This is a genomic window from Nonomuraea sp. NPDC049028 (genome assembly GCF_043197735.1).
Taxonomy (GTDB): domain Bacteria; phylum Actinomycetota; class Actinomycetes; order Streptosporangiales; family Streptosporangiaceae; genus Nonomuraea.
In genome coordinates this window covers 1,261,700-1,282,314 of sequence record NZ_JBICTR010000001.1, presented here as the reverse complement: position 1 = coordinate 1,282,314, position 20,615 = coordinate 1,261,700, and the positions used below count along the sequence as shown (strand labels likewise).

The window sequence follows — 20,615 nt, the reverse complement described above, 5'->3', positions numbered from 1 at the left end:
ATGTGGTGATGATCGCCGGGTTAAGACAGATGCGCTATCCGGACCGCGCCACCTCCCGACCAGCCGGGAGGGCAGGATTTGAACCTGCGACCTTCTGTGCCCGATAACCGACGACCTTCGACCCGCTCCCCTTGCTCATCAGGTCTGGAACCGGCACGGATGTGGGGATGCCCACCGGTGTTCAGGTGCTCTACCAGCTGAGCTACCGAAGCCGAAGCCCCGGGCAGGACTCGAACCTGCGACAACCCCATTATGAGTGGATAACCGACAGGACTTCGATCCGTGCCGGCACCAGACCTGACCAGTTCACCGGGCCGGGAGACGACGCGGATGTGGAGACGGGCACCGGTGTGATCTGGTTCGAAGAGATGACCGACGCCCTTCGACCCGTGTCCTCTCCAGGTCCGATGAACTGGTTCCCACGCTACCGATCAACGTGCCGCGCCACACCCGATTATCGGGACGGGTGGCGGAGCGGAACTGCCCATCGCGGAGCTCAGGAGGTTCCGCCCCGGCCCGTGAGCAGTCGCTCGATCTCCAAGGCACGTGGCAGATTCTCCGCGGCATGATGTGCCGCCCCGGTATTCCAACTCACGAATATTCCGGATCACATTGACCGCGAGGAATCCTCGACTTAGTTTTTGAGTGATCAGTCGAACACAAGGGGTCACCATGGAGCTGGTAAAGATCGCGGGCGGCGATTGCGGCCGGGATGACTGCCCGACCGTCTTCGCGACGCCCGACAGCGGCGTGGTGGCCGTTCAGGGCTACACCGTCGATCGGGCGACACCCGAAGGAGAGTCGATCGTGAGTATTCCGACCACGGTCCTCCTGGAGGCCGCACGTGCGCTTGGAGGGTGACGCCTGGCGCGAGTTCTTCGACGGCTTCCAGACCTCGGCCTGGCGGTTGGAGACTCGGGCGCTGTACTCCATGCCTGGCGAGCGGGAGGAGTTCACCTCCTTTCTGGCCACGGGACGACTGCACATCCCGGACGACGACGCGTGGCTGGCCCGAGTGCGTGACTTCAAGGCTTCAGGACGCACGATAGGTAGAGTCCACGCTCTCACCCGACCGCTCTCCGATTACCTGCGTTATGAGTTCGCGGTGTACAGCCACACATCACGAGCCGGCGAAGATGTCAGAATTGCGGACCTCACTGACACTCCCCATCCAGGAATACCGGATTTCGATTTCTGGATGTTCGACGAAAAGCATGTGGTTCTCATGGAGTACGACCCGGACGGTGTCCAGGTGGGGCGTGAACTATTGGACCGTCCAGACATCGCCCGTTTCATCGAATACCGAGATATGGCCATGTGCCACTCGGTGCCTTTCCATCAGTATCAGGCTGGGCTGAGGAGCGGTGTTCGAGCCGAGTGAACTGGGCCTGCGGCGCGACGATTTGGCCACCGCGCTACGCGAACTGCGGAGAGCATCGGGCCTGACCGGAGATCGACTGGCCGCTCGAAGCGGCATCAGCCAGAGCAAGATCTCCAAGATCGAGACAGGCAAAGTCCTGCCCTCCGCAGTCGACGTCGAGCGCATCCTGCGCGCCCTGAACGCTTCACCTGAGATGATCGAGGAGATCACCTCTCTCACGCGACTGGCGAACACGCAGTTCCAAGACTGGCGCTCTACCCTTCGGCGCGGCCTACATCATCGTCAGCGCGAGTTGGCCGCCATCGAAGCGGACTCGACCGAACTGCGCTACTTCCTACCGACCATGATCACTGGCCTCCTGCACACGCCTGAGTACGCTCGGGCCAGCCTGGCCGGCAACCCCGGCGACCTCACCCAGGCGATCGCCAAGCGCCTGGAGCGGCAGGCCGTCCTGTACGACCGGAGCAAGAGCTTCACCTTCATCCTCACCGAGGCGGCAGTGCGCTGGCCTCTGTGCCCGGCGGATGTCATGGCGGTCCAACTTGGTCGTCTTGCGTCGCTGGCGGTCCTTCCCAACATCCGGTTAGGCGTCATCCCCGTGGCTCAACCGCACCTGCCAGAGGGGCCGCTGAGCACGTTCACGGTCTACGACAGTCGACTGGCCACTGCGGAGGTGTTCTCCGGAGCGATAATCATGCGCGACCCCCGGGATATCGCCTACCACCGGGAGCTGTTCTCGCTGTTCGTGAGTTATGCGCGGTTCGGAGACGAAGCCATCGCACTACTCACCCAATGGGCCGAAGAATTCCGCCACGGAAGCTAGCGGTTATTCCAACTCGCGATTTATTCCACGACTCGAATATGCTGCCCACCCCCAGTTTTTCTTCATAGTGTGGAGGCACCTTCGAACCTGCGGACAAAGGAATGCATCGTGGCGACACGCGCACCGCAACTCGCCGGCGTTTCGCCGATCGTCGCGGCTGACCATCTACGGCAGGCACTCGCGCAAGAGGGCATCGCCGCCGATGTGCACGGCGGGTACGGCTTGGCGCTGGTTTCCGTATGGGTTGACCTGGTGGTCTGGTCGGACGGGCTTCGCTTTTGGTGGCGTGTCGGCTGGAACGGAGAACATCCGAGACCCGTCTACGCGTGGCATCCATCGGCGGACCCGACGCGCGCCGGCCGCCGCGTGGCGCTCCGCTATGCGGACCTTCGCGCCACGCACCCGCCTTCCGAGGCGACCCCCGGTGCGTATCCATGGGTGTGAACTTGCGCGAATTGATCAGCGCGTTCCCCGGCTGGGACATCTCAGACGCGGCCGGCGGGGGCTGGTACGCGGTCCGCATCGCCACGGTCCCCGCACACAGCGGGCTCTCCAATGTCCGGTGTGGAGCCACCTTGGACGAGCTGCGTAAGCACCTGGAGCTGGAAGCTCAACGCGCGCGCCGCCCTGCCCGGCTGCGAGGTGCGGCCTGACCTGCCGCCCCGTCTATCAGGGACGCTTCATCTGAATTGTGGCGTGGAGACCCGGTCCTTCAGGGCCGGGAGGAAGCGCCACCCCTCCTCTCGAAAACAGTGTGGAAAGACTCGGTCACGTTCGGTAATATGTGCGGTGGGTGAGGCCGGAGTGACAGGAGGTGCGTGATGGCGATCCGCCGCTCCGCCACCAAACGCCACGGCCTGCCCACGGTCGTGCAACTGCGGCTCACACCCGCACCGGCCCAAGCCGACGCCCTGGCCGCAGCGGTGCTGCTGTGCAATCAGGCGGCCACCGTCGTCTCCCGCCTGGCCTGGCAGCACCGTGTCTTCGCTGTGGTGGAGTTGCATCGGCTGGCCTATTACGAGGTGCGGGCGCAGGTGGCCGGGCTGGGCGCGCAAGCGGCCGTGCGGGCCATCGCCCGGGTCGCCGGCGCCTACGCCAACCGGCGCGCCACCAAGAAACGCGCCCACATCTTCCGCCCGCACGGCGCCGTCCCCTACGACGCCCGGCTGATGAGCTTCAACCGGGACGCCCGCACCGTGTCGCTGTGGACCTCCAGCGGCCGCATCACCCTCCCCTACACCGGCCGTACGGAAGACCTCAAAGCCGTGGACACGCTGCCGCTCGGCGAGGCAGACCTGATCTGCCGACGCGGCGTGTGGCTGCTGCAGGTCGCCCTCACCCTGCCCAAGCCGGCGGTGCGCGAGCCGGTTCACGGCTTTGTGGGGGTTGATCAAGAGGTGGCCAACCTGGCGGTCACCTCCGACCGGGCAGTGCTGCCCGGCCCCGCCCTGCCGGGGCCGATCGGCGGCAACGACCACGTCCGCACCCTGCGCGAGCGACGCCATCGCCAACGCCGACGGCTGCAGAAGAAAGGCACGTCTGCGGCGCGGCGGGTACTGCGCCGCCTGTCCGGCCGTGAACACCGGATGATGACCGACCTCAACCACCAAATCAGCAAATACGTGGTGCGCGAAGCCGAACGCACCGGCCGCGGCATAGCCCTGGAAGACCTTCAGGGCATCCGCGGCCGGGTAAGGGCTCACCGGCTCCAGCGGCGCACCCTGCACAACTGGGCCTTCGCCCAGCAGATCACCCTCACCTGCTACAAGGCCGCCCGCGCCGGGATCGCCTTCCTGCTGGTCGACCCCGCCTACACCTCCCAGGCCTGCCTGGAATGCGGGCACGTCAGCAGGGCGAACCGTCCGGCGCGGGGCCGGTTCGTCTGCGAAAGGTGTGGCCTCGCTGGGCACGCCGATCACATCGCGGCCCGCAACATCGCCGTACGCGGCGTTGCGGGCTGGGCTGCCATCAACCAGCCACACGCTACCGGCCTCCCTTCACCCAGACGGGACCGTGAGAGCAAACCACCGGCTTCAGTCGGTGGTAGTTGATTCTTGCCTGCTCTCCGCACTGAGCAGCAGACCGAAAAGCGCGCCTTGCGCGGTTTGAGTACGGAACGCGTCCAGCGGCGGGTTCGATCCGATGCCGAAGAGGTCTTCGGCATCCTTCACGGACGGCGCGGAATCTAGGCTCACGGCCATCCCCTGTCCTGCTGGAGGCCTCCATGTCCGGGCCTGATCAACTGTTCGCCAAGCTGCGGGCCAGGCCGGCGCGGGCCCGCGTCTGGGTGCAGACGCTGATTCTGCTCGTACGCCCTGGATCTTCGGGTCGCGGGGGTGGGAGCGAAACATCTCCTCACAGAGCCCGCCCAGGATCGGTTTCACCTGCGGCGGCGGAACAGGCAACGAGCCGGTTGACCGGTGAGCGCCCCGAGGGCGATAGTGCGGACGGGCGCCGCCGGCACGCCCGGGACGAGTTACGGCGGGGCGGCGTCGTCTGGCTGGCCTATGCCACCGCGGTGCGGCACCTGATCCGGCTCGCGGTGCCCGCCGCGGCGGTATTCCTGCCGATCGGCCTGCTTGCGGCGTCGGCGCTGGTCTTGCTCGCGGACGGGTCCGCGGCGGTGGTCAACGGCGACTTCGAGCTGATCGGCACGCCTGATACGTCCTTGCTGGCGTGGTCGGCGGCGGTGCTGGTCGTCTTGGGGGCCGGACAGGCGGTGGCGCTGCCCGCGACGGTGATGCTCGCCACCGGGCGGCTGGTCGGCAAGGACGTCTCGGCCTCCGACGCGATGCGGGCCGCGGCCCGGCGCTGGCCCGCGATGGCGCTACTCGTCCTGGTCGGCGTGTTGGCGTTCACGGCTGCTCTGGTGGCCGGGCTCGGCATTCTCATGTGGACCGGGGCGCAGGTCACGGCTTACGCCGTCATGACGGTCCTGGCCCTGTCCGCGATGCCGTGCCTGCTGGCCGTGGCGCCCATGGTCCTGGAGGGCCGGTCCGCGAGGGGCTCGCTCGCTCGCGCCTACCGACTGACGGCCGGCGCCTCCTGGGCAACAACGCTCACGCTGGCCTTCGGCGTCGTGCTCTTGCCCGCGCTGGCCGCGCAGGCGGTGAACTGGGCGGTGTCCGGGCTGCCCATCGTGCCGGCCGTGGCCGGCTCCGTACTGGCGCTGGTCACCGTGCCGTTCCAGGCGGCCGTGATCGCCCGCCTGTTCCTGCACCGCTTGGACATCAAGGGGACGATCGCTGAGTTCAAGGAGGTCGTCGACGGTCTGCCGGCGAGCACGCCACGCCCGGTCAGGCGCGTGCCGGTGCTCGCGGCGCTGCTCCTGCCCGGCCTGCTGTACGGCGGCGCGGTGCTGATCAACCCGCTCGGCTGGCTGGAGGTCTCCGAGACGGCCGTCACAGAGAACTGGTCACGCGAGTCGGACTCCGAGGTTTCTGAGGAGGACGGGCGTCCAAAGCCGCAACTCCATGCGTCGGACTTGCAAGCCCTGCACGCGGGGCAGGGCGGGCGCATGGTCATGCTCCTCGACGACTCCGCCGAGGCGAAGCTGCTGACCTGCATGGACAGCAGCTGCACTCAAACCCGGTTCACCTGGGCCGAACCGGTCGGCGTCGTCGGCGGGTACACAGCGGCCAGCGCCCGGCTGGCGGACGGCCGTCTCGTCGTGTCGACGTGGACGCAGGAGGGCGCGGACGAAGACGGGCTGATCCTGGACTACGACAAATGGCGCGCCCGGCTCGGGCTGCTGATCTGCGACGCGACGGCCTGCGTCCCGGCCCCTGGCGGCAAGACCATCACGGAGGTGACATCGTCCACGCAGGACAGGGCGGTCGCTCTCGCGGCACGGCCTGGCGGCGGTCTGCTGGTCGCCCAGCTCCACCAGCTCCCGTTGAGTGAAAGTGACATCGCCGAGGAAGGGCTCTCGATCACCACCTGCGACGATCCGGCCTGCACCCATCCACGCACCAAGCAGATCGCCAAGCTTCCCGTCCACAGATACCGGGACAACGATCGCGGCCTCATCGCCGGCGTAGGCCCCGACGACCGGCCCGTTGTGCTGCGGTTCGACCGCGAAACCGGCTCGGTCTTCGTGATCTCCTGCGACGACCCCGCCTGCGCCCGGGCACGCACGGGGCAGCCCGTCCAAGATTCGACCGATTACTCCGACGGCCAAGCCGGCGCTGCCATGCTGGTCCGGGCCAACGGCCGGCCGCTGATCGCCTACCGGGATGTGACCGACGGCGCGATCAAACTGCTCGACTGCCACACCCGCGAATGCTCAAAGGCCGGCACCATCACGCTGTCCGAACCCGGTCACAACACGGCGCCGGCGACGGTGCTGTCCCGGGACGGGCGGGCTCTGGTGGCCTATCAAGACCTCGACCGCAAACGGGTCGTCATCGCCGCCTGCACGGGAACGCACTGCACGCGCACTCCGATCACGACGATCCGGCGCCGCGGTAGTGATGGCCTGGCCATGGCGTTGAACGGCCAGGGCCGACCCATGATCGCCTGGATGGACGTCGGGGGATGGCACGACTGGGACCTTGTCGTCACCACGCCGCTCAACCTGCCCTGACCCAACTGGTTCCCGCGCTACCGATCAACGTGCCGCGCCACACCTGATCATCGGGCACGAGCGCTCGCAAGGAGCTCAAGGCGTTCCGTCCAAGCCCGCGAGCAATCGCTCGATCTCCGAGGCATCAGGCAGACTCTCCACCACCGGCGGTAGAACCGGAACGGCGTCTCGCTCATCGACTGCCGCAAGGTGTGCGACACCAGGCGGCACCACGGAGCGGATCGCCTCTACGCAGCGGGTTTCGGCCTCAGCGCGGATGCTGATCGCCTTCAGGGCGGAGCGTTTGGCCTCCTGCCGTTCTTCTTCCCACTCGCGGGCCTCTCGGGCGACCTCGACGGATCGTTCTCTCCTGTACGGATCGGACAGATCGCGGATGAGCTCTTCCGCCATGAACTCGTCCAAGGCGCGCCAGTCACCGCCCGGCGCATCCGGCGCCGAAGCCAGGATACGGAAGCTCCGGACGGCCCGGCTGTGCGCCTCTCGCGCGTTCTCCGCCCAGGACCGCGCGCCGGATGCCTGTGTCCTGGCCAACTCCACGCTGTCGGCGAAGTCCGACAGCGCCTCGGCGCAGGCACGATAGGCGATCGCGAGTCTGGTCGTCTCCGCGTGGATCTCCGTCATGATCTCATGGAAGTCGGCATCATCACCGTCTCGCACCCGGGCGCCGCCGACCGGCCGGGCGTAGTCGGTGGACATCGAGGAGAACCAGCCCTGTCGATGGGCCGAGTGCTTGGCCGCCCGCTCCAGCAGCACCCGCTCACGGCGCGACACGCTCCCGTCCAAGGCCCGCAGCACCAGGTCGGCCACGTCCTCGGGCCGGTAGCGACGATCCAGCGAGCCGTGCAGCTCCACCAGGGCTTCCCTGCGGGCTGGAACGCGGCCGTCCGCCTCGCGGAACTCCATGCCCCCATCATTCACGTCCGCGCCATCGCGCCTCAAACGATTTGCCGGCGCGGGCCGAACCCGATGTCCGCCAAGCCCTGACCGTGTGACCGGAGGTCGTCCGCCACCGGTTCCAGCGATTCGGCAAGCCACTCTCATGACCAGGAAAGGTGACCGGGTCGTTCCAGGGCGGATCACGACAAGGCTGAAAACCTCCCTGTGGGAGATGCGGTGACCCGCAGTCCGATCACCACACGGAGGTGCGCCATGACGATCAACGCCAATCTCGACAAGCTGCTCGACAAGGCATTCGAGAAGTACGAGCTGGAGAAGCTGCCCGCCGCCCCGGTGAGCGCGCTCGCCGGGGTGAGCGACGCCGACGCCGAGTCGCTGGCCAAGGCGTTCAACATCAAGACCATCGGCGATCTCGGCCGCAACAAGCACTTCCGCGCCGCGGTGGCCATCGTCAACCTCGTCGACGCCGCCAAGTAGCAGCGCACCGCTAAGACGCCCTGTCCATCGTGGGCGCGGGCGGGGCGTCTCGGCAGCGACGCACGCATGAGAAGAGGCCCGTTCCTCATGACGAGTAACGAGCCTCTGACCTGCGACGAGCGTGGTGGGCGATACTGGGATCGAACCAGTGACCTCTTCGGTGTGAACGAAGCGCTCTCCCGCTGAGCTAATCGCCCGCCCTGCGGCCCCTTGCGGCGCCGACGGGAAAACCATACCGCACTCCGGGACCAGGTGGCGAAGCGGCGGGAGGCGCGGAGGGTGATTCGGGGAAAGGGTGCGGTTGCCCATCGGCGTGACGGCTCGTTGGCATACCATCGTCGTGTTCCGGTAGGTGCCGATCGTGATCTTTTCTCAAGGAACGTTCTTGGTGGGCTCCCCGGAACAGGCTCCACGAACACGCAAAACCCTTGTAAATACGACCCGATTGATGCCGTTTAGCCAGGTAGATGCCTAAATGTCCAGCTGTGATGTGCGTTACAGAAGGGCCTAGGAGCGGAATCTTTCCTACAGGTTTCTTCGTTCCGCGTGATAGCTCAGGACGAAGTCCCGTCAGAGCAGTGATAGCCCCGAAGAGGGGACCTTCGACGAAAAGGTTTGGCTGACGATGAACAGCACCACCGTCTCCGCCGAGCTTGGCCTTCGGCTTGTGGTCCCCGACCGTACTACCGTCCCCCTGCTCGCCGGACTGAGTTACACGGCCGACGACCCGTACGCCATCCGCATGGCCTTCCACGTAGGGAACGACGAACCGGTCGAGTGGATCTTTGCCCGTGAGTTGCTGACAGTTGGCATCGTGAGACGCGTCGGCGACGGCGACGTGCAGGTATGGCCCGCACGCGCCGACGGCGAACGCACCCTGCACATCAGTTTGACCTCGCCGTTCGGCCAGGCACTGTTCGAGGTGCCGCTGGCGCCGCTGACCGAGTTCCTCCACCGCACCTACGAGAAGGTGCCCGCCGGCCGCGAGACCGACTTCATGGACCTCGACGCCGAACTCACCAATATGCTCTGGCCGAGCTGACCTCTTTTCGATCTTTTACGGCAGAGCACGGTGAGCCCCAGACGCCGCACAGGGCTGGGGTCTGTCCAGGGACACGCTCCTCCGGTGGAGGTGGCCGGGCGCCGTGACGTGCGCATTCTTGACCCCGGTCCGGGGATTGGGCCGGGGTCTCATGATTTGCGCGGGACCGCCCGGGGTCTGATCATTAGGCCGGGGTCCCGGTGAACGCGTGCCCGAGGTCCGCGCCATAGACGGTATGTCGGGTTCCTGATGGTTTGCTGAGATTATTGGTTGATCTCGGTCAGAGCCGCTTTCATTCTCGTAATCTCGATGCTCTGGCCCGAGTAGACGTCTCTCGCCATGCGCCTCATCGGCTGGTCCGTGCCGGCGGCGAGCTCTTCGCCGGCCATCTTCAGGGCGCCCCCGTGGTGTCTGACCATGAGTTGCAGGAACAGGCGGTCGAAGGCGGCCGCGCGGGCCGCCCGCAGGGCGTTCATCTCCTCCAGGGTGGCCATGCCGTAGCCCTCGGGGCCGTGCGAGTGGTCGCCGGGGACCGGGCGGCCGAGGGAGGCGAGCCAGGAGGACATGACGGTGATCTCGGGACGCTGCGCACTGGCGATCTGCTCGGCGAAGCGGCGTACGGCCGGTGTCGTCGTACGGTCCTTGACCAGGCCGGTCATCTCCAGCGCCTGCCGGTGGTGCGGGATCATGCCTTCGGCGAAGCGCACGTCGGCGGCGGCCGGGGCGGGCGGCGGCTGGCCGAGACGTTCGCCGGGCGTGGCCGTGCGGGCGGGGCTGCCCGGGCCCTGTGGGACGATCACCGGAGCGTCGGTGCCGATCGCGGACGGCCGCTCCGCCTCCTGGGCGCACGCCGACAGCACGGGCAGCACGAGTGCCGCCAAGACTGCGGGAATGAGCGCACGCGATCGGGACCTTTCTGACATAGCTTCCATAGTGACCCAGGAACGAGAGGGAAGTGCGTGATCTTCGGAAAGGTACGGGTGGCGGCGGCGTGCGCGGCACTCCTGCTGATGGCCGCGTGCAGCGCCGGTTCGCGAGGGGAGGATCCCTCCGGAGACGGGGGTGAGCCCCTCACCACCGCCCAGCCGACCGGTGACGCGAAGACGAGCCCGAACGTCAAGCGGGTCGCCCACGTGCCCCGCACGGCTCCGCTCAACGGCGCCATGGATTGGAACACCGACCTGGCCTTCCAGGGCGACTACGCGTACGTGGGCAACTTCGGCGGGTTCTCGATCTACGACATCAGCGACCCGACCAAGCCCAAGACCGTCAGCCAGGTCGCCTGCCCGGCGCAGCAGAACGACGTCTCGATCTACGGCGACCTGCTGATCCTGTCGATCGACGAGCCGCGCAGCGACGAGAGCTGCGCCTCCACGACGAAGAGCCAGGCCTGGGAAGGGCTGCGGATCTTCGACGTCAGCGACAAGAAGAACCCGAAGTACGTCTCGGCCGTCGCGACCGACTGCGGATCGCACACGCACACGATGATCCCCGACGGGGAGACGCTGTACGTGTACGTGTCGTCGCCCGGCCCAGAGCCGGAGTCGGACACGTGCCCGCCGCCGCACGAACTCCTCCAGGTCGTGGAGATCCCCACCAAGGATCCCAAGGCCGCCAAGGTCGTGGCAAGGCCGAACTTCTTCCCGGACCGCGAGGAGACGGGCGCCGGGTGCCACGACATCACGGCGTTCCCGGAGAAGAAGCTGGCCGCGGCCGCCTGCTTCGGTGACGGCGTGCTGCTCGACATCTCCGACCCGGTCAACCCGAAGCTGCTCCAGCGGATACGGGACGAGGAGAACTTCCAGCTCTGGCATTCGGCGACGTTCAACAACGACGCGACCAAGGTGGTGTTCAGCGACGAGCTGGGCGGCGGCTCCGCGCCGACCTGCGACCGGAACACGCCGCGGACCAAGGGCGCGGACGCGATCTACGACCTCACGAACGGGCAGCTGGAGCGGCGCGGCTACTTCAAGATCCCGCGCGAGCAGGAGCAGGACGAGAACTGCGTAGCCCACAACGGCTCGCTCCTCCCGGTGCCGGGCAAGGACATCATGGTCCAGTCGTGGTATCAGGGCGGCGTGTCGATCTGGGACTTCACCGACTCCGCCAACGCCAAGGAGATCGGCTACTTCGATCCGCCCCCGTTCGACGGCGTCGCGGGGTCCTGGTCCGCCTACTACTACAACGGCTACATCTACTCCAGTGACATCCGGGGCGGCCTGGACGTCATCGAGATCAAGGATCCGCTGACGGACCCGGCCAAGCAGGTCAAGATGGACGACTTCAACGTCCAGACCCAGAAGTCCTACTGAGGTGCCGTGATGGTCCCCGCCCGCCAGTTGCTGTAGGTGGTGGCGAAGGAGGAGGCCAGCCGGATGTTGGCGTTGAGCGCGCGCCAGGACAGGTCGAAGAAGACCGGCCTGTCGCGCGGGTCCAGCTTGAGCTTCCAGGTGAGCTGGGTGTCGGCGAGGTCGTCGGCGGTCCACCCGCCGGTGATCTCCGAGATCTTGTCCTGGAGCGCCCGCGGGCCCTTGCTGGTCACCAGGGAGCCGGAGTAGGACCGTCCCTCCGCGCTGATCCGCGGCGTCAGGCTGATCACGTCGAGCAGGGCGCCGATCCCCGCGGTCACGGGAAGCATCTCGGCGAAGTAGAGCGACGCCGACGCCTCCTTGCCCTTCACCGGCTTGCCGTCCAGGTAGACCGTCGGCGTGTCGGAGCTCTCTATGACGACCACCTGGCGGCTGTCGCCGACCGACTCGACCCGCATGTCGAAGTCCGTGGTGGTGTCGTCGCTCGCGCCGAACACGAGCCGGCCCCGGGCCTGGCCGGCGTACGCGCTCTCGCTCAGGCCGCCCGAGTAGGTGAAGTCGGCCAGCGGCGTCACGATGGTCGCCGCCTCCACGGCCGCGACCAGCTCCGCGCGCTTGGCCGGCGGCGGGGGGACCACGGACTCGGCCGCGCCGGTGGTCGTCGATGACGGTGTACCGGTGGCGGCGGCCGATGTGATGGGTGCGCGGCCGGCCGCCCGCTCCCAGAGCAGCACCCCGCTGACCAGCAGCGCCGTCGCCGCGAGGCCCGCCCCGGCGAGCATCTTCCTGCGCGCCAGCAGCGCCCGCACGGGGTGGATGGGCGGCAGCGGCCCGGCCACCAAGGTGTCGGCCGCCGCCAGCGCGCCCTGTTCGAGCACGTCGGCCTCTTCCGAGCGCCGGTCCTCACCGAGCAGTTCCAGCAGGACGCCGCGCGCCGTGGGACGGGCCGCGGGGTCCTTGGCCAGGCAGCGGGCCACGATCCCGCGCAGCGGCTCGGCCAGATCGCCCAGGTCGGGCTCGCCCTGCAGGATCCGGTAGGCGACCGCGGCGATCGTGTCCCCGCCGAACGGCGCCTGCCCGGTGGCCGCGTACGCCATCGTGGAGCCCCAGGCGAACACGTCGGCCGGCGGCCCGACGGGCCCGTCGCCGAACTGCTCGGGCGCCATGTAGCGCGGTGTCCCGGCCAGCCCGCTCTTGGTCGCGGTGAGCCCCGAGAGCCGGGCGATGCCGAAGTCGATGACCCGCGGCCCGTCCTGGGCCATCAGCACGTTGCCCGGCTTGAAGTCGCGGTGCACCACGCCCGCCCGATGGATGGCGGTCAGCGCGGTGACCGTACCGATGGCCAGGCGGGTGAGAGACGTGCCGCGCAGGGGTGCGACCTCCTCCAGAGAGGGGCCGTCGATGTACTCGCTCACGACGTAGGGCGGGTCGTGGTCGAGGTCGGCGGTGATCACCCGGGCCGTGCAGAACTCGGCGACCTGCCTGGCGGCGGCGAGCTCCCGCTGCGCCGTGCGATCGACGCCGCCCGCCACGCCGCCCGCCATCAGCTTGATCGCCACTCGCTCGCCACCCGGCTTCTCGGCCAGGTAGACCACGCCCTGCCCGCCCTGACCGAGCCGGCCCAGGATCAGATAGCCGCCGAGCCGCAGCGGGTCGCCCGGCCGGGGTGTATCGACGGCCATCTGCTCAGGGGTTGAGGTCGGCGGCGGCGTGCTCGGCGAAGATCCGCATCGCCTTCGCGGTGATCGGCCCCGGGGCCACCGGCAACTCGGTCTCGTCGACGAGCCTGATCGGCTGGATGTCGCGGGTGGTGGAGGTCAGGAACGCCTCCTCGGCGGTGTAGAGGGCGGACAGCGGTACGTCGGCCTCCTCGCCGCCGCACCATTGGAGCACCAGCGCCCTGGTGACGCCGGCCAGGCAGCCCGACTCGAGGGTCGGGGTGAGCAGCCGCCCGTCGCGGACGATGAAGATGTTGGAGCCGGTGCCCTCGCACAGGTTGCCGGCGAGGTTGCCGAAGATGGCCTCGCCGCCGCCGCGCGCCTTGGCGTGGGCCAGGGCCTTGGCGTTGTCGCCGTAGGAGGTGCTCTTGACGCCGGCCAGGGCGCCGTTCTCGTTGCGCGGCCAGGGGACGACGGTGACGTTGGCGGTGCCGGGGAACGGCTTCTGCTCGTCGACGATCACGATCGAGGTGGTGCCCTGGTCGCCGCGGTCGGAGCCGAGAGGGCCCGGGCCGCTGGTGTAGGTGATGCGGATGCGGCCGAGCGGCCAGTCGGGGGCGGCGGCCAGGCACTTGCCGACGCCGTCTTCGATGGCCCCGAGGTCGGGCTCGGGCAGGTCCATGCGCTGGGCCGACAGCGCGAGCCGGTCGAGGTGCCTGGTGAGCGCGAACGCCTCGCCGTGCACGATCTTGATGGTCTCGAAGACTCCGTCGCCGACCATCAGCCCATGGTCGAACACCGAGACGGTCGCCTGCGCGGGGTCGATCAGTTCCCCGTTGACCCAGACAGGGATGGTCATCTATTTCCTCCTGAGGATGCCAGTGCGATGAGCCTGGACGCCTTCAGCTCGGTCTCGAGCCATTCACGCCGGGGATCGCTGCCCCAGGTTATGCCCGCGCCCGTGCCGAAGCGGATCTCGCCTGCTTCGATCCAGAACGTACGGATGCCCACAGCCAGCGCCGCCCGTCGACGGTCGGCGTCGACCCAGCCCACGGCCCCACAGTACGGCCCGCGCGGCTCCGGTTCGAGCTCATTGATGATGCGCAACGCGGACGACTTGGGCGCGCCGGTGACCGAGCCGGGCGGGAAGGTCGCCGCGAACAGCTCCGGCCAGCCCGCTCCGGGCGCCAGCCTGGCCCGTACGGTCGACACGAGGTGGACCAGCCCGGGATGCTCCTCGACGGCGCAGAGCGACGGCACCTCGACGGAGCCGACGGCGGCGATCCGGCCGAGGTCGTTGCGGACCAAGTCGACGATCATGACATTCTCAGCGTAGTCCTTCTCCAGCAGGTCGTCCGCCGTGGCGCCGGTGCCCTTGATCGGTCTTGACTCGATCAGGTCCCCTTCGCGCGACAAATACAGCTCGGGCGAGGCCGACACCACGCTCAGTCCGGGCACCTGGACGACGGCCGCGTAAGGGGCCGGGTTGCCGGTGGCCAGGCGGGCGGCCAGGGCCAGCGGGTCGGCGTCGTGGGGCAGCGGCGCGGTCAGGACGCGGCAGAGGTTGGCCTGGTAGACCTCGCCCCGCTCGATGTAGTCGCGGATGGCCTGGACGCCGCGCTCGTAGGCGGCCTGGTCGAGGGAGCTGTGCCACCGGTCGGGGGCTGGGCCGTGCCACGGGCTCCTGGGGGTGGGCAGGGGCGCCTGGCGTACGTGGTCGAAGCGGGCGCACGTCACCTTGCCTTCGTAGTCGACCACCACCGCCCACCAGCCGTCGCCGTCGAGCGCGGCCAGGTCGGTCGTCAGGTCGCGCAGGCCGGTGGCGAGGAGGTTGCCTACGGAGGCGAAGCCGTCGTACACACCTGCCATTCTCCCAGCAATCGGACGAACTCCCGCGCGGACGGCAGCGGCACTTCGGGCAGGGCCGCGTACACCTTGCGTGCAGGGACCAACCCCCTCAGGGGCCGCAACACCAGATCGGCGGGTACGGCCCGCGCCGCGAGCTCCGGCACCAGCGTCACCCCGAGCCCGGCGGCGACGCAGCCGAACTTGCCCGTCCATTCGGCCACCCGCAGCCCGCTGCGCGGCGTGAACCCGGCCGCGGCGCAGGCGGTGACGAGCAATGTCGGCTGTCCGCGCGGCGCGGCCTCGATCCACGTCTCGTCGGCCAGGTCGCGCAGGTCCACGTCGGGTTCGGCGGCCAGCCGGTGCGCCCGCGGCAGCGCCACCAGCAGCCGGTCCTCGCGCAGCGGCACGATCCGGCCGCCGTCGGCGGGCAGCCCGGCGGGATAGTCGCTGATCACCGCGACGTCCAGCGCGCCCGCCTGCAGCCGCTCCATCAGCCGCGTCGTCAGCCCCTCGACCAGCCGCAGCCCGACCTCCGGCCGGCGCTCGGCGAACCGCTTGAGCGTCACGGGCACGAGATCGACGTTGGCCGTGGCGAACGCGCCCACCCGCAGCGTGCCGCCGCTGCCGCCGTGGATCGCGGTCAGCTCCTCGCACGCGCGGTCGAGCCGGTCGAGCACGGCGACGGCGTGCCGGTGCAGCGCCACTCCCGCCGGTGTCAGACGTACGCCCCTGGCCAGCCGCTCGAACAGCGGCCCGCCGGTGGCCCGCTCAAGGGCGGCGATCCGCCGCGAGACGGCCGACTGGGTGTATCCGAGCAACTCGGCGGCGGCGGTGAACGAGCCGCTCTTGGCCACCTCGTCGAAGAGGCGGAGCGCGACGGTGTCGAAGGTATTCGTGTCTGTCATGGCTGACATGCAATCTAGTCGGTGGTGGAATGCCTCGCATGTCAGTTAACTGGGGAACGTGATTGCATTTCTCGGACAGGGACGCATGGGCGTCCCCATGGCCCGGCGGCTCAGCGAGGCCGGGCATCAGGTGACGACATGGCGGCGCGGGACCGGTGTCCCGGTCGCCGAGGCGGTCGACGGGGCGGATCTGGTTCTCACGATGCTGCGGGACCCGGCCGCTGTGCGTGAGGTACTGACGGGCGCCCTGCCGGGGCTGCGGCCCGGCGCGACGGTGGTGGAGATGTCCACGATCGGGCCGGAGGCGGTGCGGGAGCTGCGCGCGCTGCTGCCCGCCTCCGTGAAGCTGGTGGACGCGCCCGTCCTGGGCAGCGTCGGTCCCGCGGCCGAGGGCACGCTGACCGTGTTGGCGGGCGGGGATCTTGCGGGGGTGCGTGACGTGCTGTCGGTGTTCGGCACGGTGCGCGAGTGCGGGCCGGTGGGGGCGGGCGCGGCGATGAAGCTCGCCGTCATGAGCGCCCTGGTGCCGGCCCAGGTGCTGCTGGCGGAGACGTACGCGTACGGGGAGGCGCACGGGGTGGACCGCGACGCCCTGGCCGAGGTGCTGTCGGGCACCCCGCTGGGCGTCCTGGCCGAACGCCTGCGCACGCCCGCCCCCGAGACCCGCTACGCGCTCGGCCTGGCGGCCAAGGACCTGACGCTGGCGGCCTGGCCGGGTGCCACCCTGGCCACCGCGGCCCGCGCGCGCCTGCAGGAGGCCGAGGCGGCCGGGCTCGGCGACCACGACGTGACGGCCATCGCCGCCCACGTCGGCGGGCGGCCCGCGCACCGGGCCGTGCCGATCAACCCCGCGACCGTGCCGGCCACGAACGGCTTCTACTCCCATGCCGTACGAGTGGGCGACATGCTGTACGTCTCCGGGCAGGCGGCCTTCGACTCGAACGGGCAACTCGTCGGGGAGGGGGACATGGCGGCTCAGGCCGAGCACGTGTTCCAGTGTCTGGGGCGGATTCTCGCCGATCAGGGGGCGGGGTTCGAGGACGTGGCGTTCCTCCGGACGTACCTGACGAACATGGACGATCGGGTGGCGTACGGGCAGGTGCGCCGCAAGTACTTCCCGGGGACGCCGCCCGCGAGCACCACCGTGGAGGTGTCGAAGCTGTTCATGCCGGGGCTGCTGCTGGAGATGGACGCGATCGTCGCGCTGCCGTAGCGCGGGCGGGGCCCGCGCCACGACGGCACCGGACGGCTGGCGGCCGAAATATGGCGAAAAATGCCGAAAAATTACGCCAGGCGGCCCGTGACGGACTCGGCGGCGGCGACCACGCCGCCGTCGGCGACCAGGCGGACGGCGTACTCGATCTCCGGCGCCAGGAAGCGGTCGGGGCCGGGCCCCGGGACGGTCTCGCGCAGCGCCTTGACCACCGCGCCGGTGGCGGGCGCCGGCTCCAGCGGGGCGCGCAGGTCGAGGGCGCGGGCGGCGGTGAGCACCTCGACGGCCAGCACCCGGGTGAGGCCGTCGACCGACTTGCGCAGCTTGCGGGCCGCCGACCAGCCCATGGAGACGTGGTCCTCCTGCATGGCGGAGCTGGGGATCGAGTCCACGCTGGCGGGCGCGGCGAGCCGCTTGAGCTCGGAGACGATGGCCGCCTGGGTGTACTGGGCGATCATGTGGCCGGAGTCCACGCCGGGGTCGTCGGCCAGGAACGCGGGCAGGCCGTGGTTGCGCGCCACGTCCAGGAAGCGGTCGGTGCGGCGTTCGGACATCGAGGCCAGGTCGGCGGCGACGATGGCCAGGAAGTCCAGTACGTAGGCGACGGGGGCGCCGTGGAAGTTGCCGTTGGACTCGACGCGGCCGTCGGAGAGCACGGCGGGGTTGTCCACGGCGCTTGCCAGCTCCCAGGTGGCGACGTTCGCGGCGTGGGCGATCGTGTCGCGGGCGGCGCCGGCCACCTGGGGGGCGCAGCGCAGGGAGTAGGCGTCCTGGACGCGGGTGCAGGCGGCCGGGTCGCGGTGGCTCGCCATGATGCCCGATTGATCCAGAATTTTCGTCATATTGGCGGCGGAGAGCGCCTGGCCGGGCTGCGGTCGGAGCGCCTGCAGTTCGGGGGCGAAGACGCGGTCGGTGCCCAGCAGCCCCTCGACGCTCATCGCGGCGCTCACGTCGGCGGTCCTGACGAGCATGGTCAGGTCGTCGATGGCCAGGATGAGCATGCCGAGCATGCCGTCCGTGCCGTTGATGAGCGCGAGGCCCTCCTTGGCGGCCAGCTCGACGGGCTCGATGCCCGCCTGCTTGAGCGCCTCTTCCGCTGCGGTGATATTTCCGGACTCATCCCGTACGACGCCCTCGCCCATCAGCGTGAGCGCCACGTGCGCCAGCGGCGCCAGATCGCCCGAGCAGCCGAGGCTGCCATACTCGTGCACGACCGGCGTGATGCCCGCGCTGATGAGCGCGGCCAGCGTCTTCGCGGTGGTCGGCCGGATGCCGGTGTGCCCGGTGGCCAGCGTGTGCAGGCGCAGCAGCATGAGCGCGCGCACCACCTCGGTCTCGACCTCGGGACCGTTGCCCGCGGCGTGGCTGCGGACCAGCGAGCGCTGGAGCTGGGCGCGCAGAGCCGGGTCGATGTGCCGCGTGGCCAGGGCCCCGAACCCGGTCGAGATCCCATAGGCGGGCACCGGGCTCTCGGCCAGCTCGTCGACCAGCTGCCGAGCCGCGGAGATGGCGGCGATGGCGTCGTCCGTGAGCCGTACGGCGGCGCCGTGACGGGCCACCCGGATGACGTCGTCGAAGGTGAGGGGCTCTGGACCGACGTTCACGACTCCGTTGTCGCGCATGATGTGACTCTCCCGCTTAGGTAACCGGCGTATGTGATGTTAGCTCCTTACCGGAGAACGAGGTGGCCCGCCCTTCCCTGGCCTCATCACTGGAGAACAGGGCATCACCGGAGAACAGGGCGGCCAGCCCTTCTCTGCCCTCATCCGTCAACACCACCGCCCGGGGAACGGGGCTCTGCCGGTACCAGCCGCGCTCGAGCAGCGCCCCGGTCACCGCCGCGCCGAGAGCCCCGCCGAGGTGGGCCCGGCGCTCGGTCCAGTCCAGGCATTCCGGGGCGAACCGCCGCCTGGCCTTCCGTACCCCCGCGACGTCCACCCCGAGCCCCGCCAGCAGCCGCTCCCCCTTGTCCGTGACCTCCTGGTTCACCAGGAAACCGCCCTGGACCAGCTGGTCGAACAGCGCCACACCGGCCCGCCCGGCCAGGTGGTCGTAGCACGTACGCGCCTCCTCCAGTTGCCTGGCCTGGCGCGACTGGCGCAGGGACCGGATGGGCGGCCGGGTGCTCACCCTGGCGAGCACCTCCAGCACCTCGGCGACCTCGTGACCGGCCAGGCGGTAGTAGCGGTGGCGGCCTTGCCGTACGACGTCGACGAGCCGCCCGTCGAGCAGGCGGGACAGGTGCGCGCTCGCCGTGGCGGCGCTCACGCCGGAGAGCCTGGCCAGCTCCCCGGCGGCCAGCGCGCGACCGCCCAGCAGCGCGGTGAGGATGGCCGCCCTGGTGGGATCGGCTATGAGCGCCGCGACGGGCGCGATGTCGGAGTCGTGGGCGATGTATTCGGCGGCCATACTTGACGCTACCCCACGGACATTTCGCCGCCCGCCGAAGCATGGCCTCTTCGCCGCGCCCGGCGCCCGGTTAGGCTGCGGGTGAGCCTAACCAGGGAGTTCCGTTGGCAGTCCCGTCGACCCCGTCGACCCCGTCGACAGCAGGAACCGGCGTCTCGACAGGAGAAGCCGACGCCTCGGCCGCCTCGGCCGCAGGAGCCGGCGTCGCGCTCGTCACCGGAGCGTCCCGCGGCCTGGGCGCCGTGATCGCCCGCAGGTTAGGCGCCGACGGCCGCACCGTGGCCGTCAATTATCACTCCGACCACGAGAACGCCCACCGGGTGGCCGCCGACATCCGCGCCGCCGGTGGATCCGCCGAGGCGTTCGCGGGGGACGTCACCGACGAGGCCGCGACGGCCGAACTGGTCGCCCAGGTCACCGACCGGCTGGGCCCCGTAGAGGCGCTGGTCCTCAACGCGACCGGCTCCCAGCCGAAGGTCGCGTTCGAGGATCTCACCTGGCAGACGCACCTGGACCAGCTCCACTTCTTCGTGAAGAGCCCCACGCTCCTCATCCAGGCGGCCCTGCCGGGCATGAAGGCACGGGGCCGGGGCCGCGTGATCCAGATCGGCTCGGACATCGTGGACCGCGCCCTACCCGGCATGTCCGCCTACATCGCCGCAAAGGCCGCCCAGCACGAGCTCACCCGGGCATGGGCACGCGAGCTGGGACCGTACGGCGTCACGGTGAACCTCGTCGCGCCCGGCTTCATCCCCGTCGAACGGCACGCCGAGATCGGCGCTGAGGACCTGGCGGCGTACCGGGCGCATGTCCCACTCGGCCGGATGGGCACGCCTGACGACGTGGCGGGCGCGGTGTCCTTCCTGGCCTCGGAGGCGGCGGCGTTCGTTACGGGAGAACGCATCACCGTCAACGGCGGCCACACCATCGGCTGACCCGAAACCCGAGACTCGGAGACAGCGGCGCCCGGAAACAGCGGTGTCCTGAGACGGCGGCGCCCAGAAACAGTGATGCCCGGAGACGGCGGCGCCCGATGACAGCGGCGAGCCCCACGGCTCGGCTCCCATG

The 20,615-nt window shown here is 69.4% G+C and carries 21 protein-coding genes and 3 tRNA genes; 12 read left to right on the top strand and 12 right to left on the bottom strand.

The genetic code is table 11. From position 1 onward, the window contains the following. Positions 1-63: 63 nt before the first annotated feature. Positions 64-208: transfer RNA gene (locus tag ACGFJ2_RS05770), tRNA-Leu, on the bottom strand. A gap of 7 nt (positions 209-215) precedes the next feature. Then, a tRNA-Ser gene (locus ACGFJ2_RS05765) sits at positions 216-316 on the bottom strand. A gap of 356 nt (positions 317-672) precedes the next feature. On the opposite strand from ACGFJ2_RS05765, the gene ACGFJ2_RS05760 reads away from it, so the two are divergent. From ACGFJ2_RS05760 to ACGFJ2_RS05735, 6 genes are all read left to right on the top strand, one after another. Then, entirely contained in the window at positions 673-861 is a 189-nt protein-coding gene (locus ACGFJ2_RS05760) for a hypothetical protein (protein ID WP_393465069.1), read from the top strand. Then, complete coding sequence (locus ACGFJ2_RS05755; protein WP_393465066.1) at positions 845-1,381, top strand: DUF6879 family protein; 537 nt, start codon at positions 845-847, stop codon at positions 1,379-1,381. The genes ACGFJ2_RS05760 and ACGFJ2_RS05755 overlap by 17 nt, the downstream gene beginning before the upstream one ends. Then, positions 1,365-2,204: a helix-turn-helix domain-containing protein gene (locus ACGFJ2_RS05750; RefSeq protein ID WP_393465063.1), complete on the top strand. Its 840-nt coding sequence runs from the start codon at positions 1,365-1,367 to the stop codon at positions 2,202-2,204. Before ACGFJ2_RS05755 ends, ACGFJ2_RS05750 begins: the two co-directional genes overlap by 17 nt. A 108-nt stretch (positions 2,205-2,312) precedes the next feature. Beyond that, positions 2,313-2,648: a hypothetical protein gene (locus ACGFJ2_RS05745; protein ID WP_393465060.1), complete on the top strand. Its 336-nt coding sequence runs from the start codon at positions 2,313-2,315 to the stop codon at positions 2,646-2,648. A gap of 2 nt (positions 2,649-2,650) precedes the next feature. Next, on the top strand, positions 2,651-2,857 hold the full coding sequence (locus ACGFJ2_RS05740; RefSeq protein ID WP_357955667.1) for a hypothetical protein: 207 nt from the start codon (positions 2,651-2,653) through the stop codon (positions 2,855-2,857). Positions 2,858-3,025: 168 nt separating this feature from the next. Beyond that, a complete protein-coding gene (locus ACGFJ2_RS05735; protein WP_393465057.1) occupies positions 3,026-4,255 on the top strand; it encodes an RNA-guided endonuclease InsQ/TnpB family protein in 1,230 nt (409 codons plus the stop codon). On the opposite strand, the gene ACGFJ2_RS05730 is transcribed toward ACGFJ2_RS05735, so the two are convergent. After that, on the bottom strand, positions 4,238-4,399 hold the full coding sequence (locus tag ACGFJ2_RS05730; protein WP_357955670.1) for a hypothetical protein: 162 nt from the start codon (positions 4,397-4,399) through the stop codon (positions 4,238-4,240). The genes ACGFJ2_RS05735 and ACGFJ2_RS05730 overlap by 18 nt on opposite strands. A 218-nt stretch (positions 4,400-4,617) precedes the next feature. Here ACGFJ2_RS05730 and ACGFJ2_RS05725 point away from each other — a divergent pair, with 218 nt between their 5' ends. Further along, entirely contained in the window at positions 4,618-6,789 is a 2,172-nt protein-coding gene (locus ACGFJ2_RS05725) for a hypothetical protein (protein WP_393465054.1), read from the top strand. 75 nt (positions 6,790-6,864) lie between these two features. On the opposite strand, the gene ACGFJ2_RS05720 is transcribed toward ACGFJ2_RS05725, so the two are convergent. Beyond that, on the bottom strand, positions 6,865-7,692 hold the full coding sequence (locus tag ACGFJ2_RS05720; RefSeq protein ID WP_393465051.1) for a hypothetical protein: 828 nt from the start codon (positions 7,690-7,692) through the stop codon (positions 6,865-6,867). Positions 7,693-7,938: 246 nt separating this feature from the next. Here ACGFJ2_RS05720 and ACGFJ2_RS05715 point away from each other — a divergent pair, with 246 nt between their 5' ends. Further along, positions 7,939-8,163, top strand: a complete 225-nt coding sequence (locus tag ACGFJ2_RS05715) for a hypothetical protein (protein WP_357955675.1) — start codon at positions 7,939-7,941, stop codon at positions 8,161-8,163. A gap of 122 nt (positions 8,164-8,285) precedes the next feature. On the opposite strand, the gene ACGFJ2_RS05710 is transcribed toward ACGFJ2_RS05715, so the two are convergent. Beyond that, positions 8,286-8,360: transfer RNA gene (locus tag ACGFJ2_RS05710), tRNA-Val, on the bottom strand. Between the two features lie 428 nt (positions 8,361-8,788). On the opposite strand from ACGFJ2_RS05710, the gene ACGFJ2_RS05705 reads away from it, so the two are divergent. Continuing rightward, positions 8,789-9,205 carry an SsgA family sporulation/cell division regulator gene (locus tag ACGFJ2_RS05705; protein ID WP_020547189.1) on the top strand — a complete coding sequence of 139 codons (417 nt, stop codon included), beginning with the start codon at positions 8,789-8,791 and terminating at the stop codon, positions 9,203-9,205. Between the two features lie 263 nt (positions 9,206-9,468). Here ACGFJ2_RS05705 and ACGFJ2_RS05700 read toward each other — a convergent pair whose 3' ends face one another. Beyond that, positions 9,469-10,086, bottom strand: coding sequence for a DUF305 domain-containing protein (locus ACGFJ2_RS05700; protein WP_393465048.1), 618 nt, complete (start codon positions 10,084-10,086; stop codon positions 9,469-9,471). Between the two features lie 78 nt (positions 10,087-10,164). On the opposite strand from ACGFJ2_RS05700, the gene ACGFJ2_RS05695 reads away from it, so the two are divergent. Next, entirely contained in the window at positions 10,165-11,517 is a 1,353-nt protein-coding gene (locus ACGFJ2_RS05695) for an LVIVD repeat-containing protein (RefSeq protein WP_393465045.1), read from the top strand. On the opposite strand, the gene ACGFJ2_RS05690 is transcribed toward ACGFJ2_RS05695, so the two are convergent. From ACGFJ2_RS05690 to ACGFJ2_RS05675, 4 genes are read right to left on the bottom strand one after another with little or no spacing between them, the layout of a single operon-like run. After that, on the bottom strand, positions 11,511-13,196 hold the full coding sequence (locus ACGFJ2_RS05690) for a serine/threonine-protein kinase (RefSeq protein WP_393465042.1): 1,686 nt from the start codon (positions 13,194-13,196) through the stop codon (positions 11,511-11,513). The genes ACGFJ2_RS05695 and ACGFJ2_RS05690 overlap by 7 nt on opposite strands. A 4-nt stretch (positions 13,197-13,200) precedes the next feature. Further along, complete coding sequence (locus ACGFJ2_RS05685; protein WP_364003440.1) at positions 13,201-14,031, bottom strand: aminotransferase class IV; 831 nt, start codon at positions 14,029-14,031, stop codon at positions 13,201-13,203. Then, complete coding sequence (locus ACGFJ2_RS05680) at positions 14,028-15,041, bottom strand: chorismate-binding protein (protein WP_393465038.1); 1,014 nt, start codon at positions 15,039-15,041, stop codon at positions 14,028-14,030. The genes ACGFJ2_RS05685 and ACGFJ2_RS05680 overlap by 4 nt, the downstream gene beginning before the upstream one ends. After that, positions 15,008-15,925, bottom strand: a complete 918-nt coding sequence (locus ACGFJ2_RS05675; protein ID WP_357955688.1) for a LysR family transcriptional regulator — start codon at positions 15,923-15,925, stop codon at positions 15,008-15,010. The genes ACGFJ2_RS05680 and ACGFJ2_RS05675 overlap by 34 nt, the downstream gene beginning before the upstream one ends. 58 nt (positions 15,926-15,983) lie before the next feature. Between ACGFJ2_RS05675 and ACGFJ2_RS05670 the strand changes: the two genes are divergently transcribed. Continuing rightward, positions 15,984-17,138 (top strand): Rid family hydrolase, encoded by a 1,155-nt coding sequence (locus ACGFJ2_RS05670; protein ID WP_393465034.1) that lies wholly within the window; start codon positions 15,984-15,986, stop codon positions 17,136-17,138. 71 nt (positions 17,139-17,209) lie between these two features. Here the strand turns inward: ACGFJ2_RS05670 and hutH are convergent, their stop codons facing one another. Both hutH and ACGFJ2_RS05660 read right to left on the bottom strand, forming a co-directional pair. Then, entirely contained in the window at positions 17,210-18,760 is a 1,551-nt protein-coding gene (gene hutH / locus ACGFJ2_RS05665) for a histidine ammonia-lyase (protein WP_393465032.1), read from the bottom strand. A gap of 16 nt (positions 18,761-18,776) precedes the next feature. Beyond that, complete coding sequence (locus tag ACGFJ2_RS05660; RefSeq protein WP_393465029.1) at positions 18,777-19,547, bottom strand: ArsR/SmtB family transcription factor; 771 nt, start codon at positions 19,545-19,547, stop codon at positions 18,777-18,779. A 104-nt stretch (positions 19,548-19,651) separates the two neighbouring features. Between ACGFJ2_RS05660 and ACGFJ2_RS05655 the strand changes: the two genes are divergently transcribed. Continuing rightward, the gene (locus ACGFJ2_RS05655; protein ID WP_393465026.1) at positions 19,652-20,482 is read left to right on the top strand and encodes an SDR family NAD(P)-dependent oxidoreductase; all 831 of its coding nucleotides are present in this window, start codon (positions 19,652-19,654) and stop codon (positions 20,480-20,482) included. Positions 20,483-20,615: the final 133 nt, after the last annotated feature.